At 53.3% G+C, this 1,390-nt stretch carries 1 protein-coding gene and 1 pseudogene; one reads left to right on the top strand and one right to left on the bottom strand.

Features of this window, described 5'->3' with window-relative positions:
• Positions 1-203 (top strand): annotated as a pseudogene (locus H6A25_RS12475) (DNA/RNA non-specific endonuclease); the annotation flags it as partial.
• A gap of 87 nt (positions 204-290) precedes the next feature.
• On the opposite strand, the gene H6A25_RS12470 reads toward H6A25_RS12475, so the two are convergent.
• Positions 291-1,211, bottom strand: coding sequence for a carbon-nitrogen hydrolase family protein (locus H6A25_RS12470; protein ID WP_204752442.1), 921 nt, complete (start codon positions 1,209-1,211; stop codon positions 291-293).
• Positions 1,212-1,390: the final 179 nt, after the last annotated feature.

Below are 1,390 nucleotides of genomic sequence, written 5' to 3'. Positions count from 1 at the left end.
CCCAGGAACCGGCCCCCGCTCCCCTCCATACGCCATCGGCTCCCGCTCCCCAAAGCCAAGGCAACACCAATCTGGTGTGGATTCCTGCCAGTGGGACAAAATATCACAGCAACTCCGGCTGCAGCAACATGAAAAACCCCACACAGGTGACTCAGGATGAAGCCGTCGCCATGGGTTATGATGCCTGTAAGAGATGCCACTGATCATGTTTCTTTCCCAAAAGATGGCAAGCAATATCGCATGACAGGCAAAAAGCCGCGGCCATAACCGCGGCTTTTTTCTTTTTCTCCTTATCCTTCCCGCACCTGGAGCGACAGCACATCAGGCCGGGCATAGTGGCCGCACACATCGTGCTCCATTTTGCTGGCGGCCGCCTGCTGCATATCCAGCTGGGCGTAAATGATCTCTTCCCGATCCCACACCGTATCAGAGATCACATGGCCATATGGGTCCACCACGCAGCTGCCACCGCGGCAGGCGATATCCGGCAGCCGGCCGATCTCTTCTTCTCCGCTTTTTGTCTTGGGATAGTCCGCCTTTGTAAAGTACATATCGCAGTTGATAAAGAAGCAGTGGCCTTCAATGGCGATATGACGGACGGTATCCTGCCATTCCGGATTGTCATTGGTGTTGGGAGAAATATAAATGGTGATCCCTTTCTGGTAAAGGGCCACCCGGGCCAGAGGCATATAGCTTTCCCAGCAGATCAGATTGCCCATAGGGCCCCACGGGGTATCCATCACCGGGAAAAAGTCCTTGTTGCCGTCTCCCCAAACCACCCGCTCGCTGCCGGTAGGCTTGAGCTTGCGGTGATTGAGTGCCTCTCCCTGGGGCGAGATCATCATATTGGAATTATACAGAGTCGCCGTCACTTCATCCCTTTCGGAATAGCCGATGCTCACATAGACGCCCAACTCCTTGGCGCAACCGATGATCTGCTGCATTTCCTCCCCCCTGGCCAGGATGGAATTGTCGTAATAGGCCTTCCAATCTTCTCTTCCAGCCTGATTCCGGCTGCCCACCGTAAAACCATAGGTCATGCCATAGGGATAGCCGGGAATAAACAATTCGGGGAACACGATGAGCTGTGCTCCATTTGCAGCGCATTCCTCCATCAGCTTGAGCACTTTTTCCACGCATTTTTCCTTCTGAAACATCACCGGGGTGGCCTGCACCACTGCCACCTTGCAGACGCTTTCCAAATCTTTCATTGTTGTGCCTCCTCTTCGGGCCGGACGAAATATTTTCTCTGCCGTCCTTTGATTTTTTGATTGTACCATGGCTGCAAGTCCAGGCAGACTTGCACGCCGCCAATGAGGCGTAAAATCAGCTTTGCTGATTTTTGCTATGGTGTAACATCAACAGCAGTCGTTTTGCAGGCAAAACGACT

The sequence above is a fragment of the Intestinimonas butyriciproducens genome, from assembly GCF_016901775.1.
In the GTDB taxonomy this organism is placed as follows: domain Bacteria; phylum Bacillota; class Clostridia; order Oscillospirales; family Butyricicoccaceae; genus Pseudobutyricicoccus.
Note: the sequence above shows the minus strand (reverse complement) of the source record. Positions and strands in the feature narration are given on the sequence as shown.

What these genes read in the sequence shown, in the direction of transcription:
- H6A25_RS12470 (WP_204752442.1), bottom strand. Translation starts at nt 1,211, where the DNA reads ATGAAAGATTTGGAAAGCGTCTGCAAGGTGGCAGTGGTGCAGGCCACC.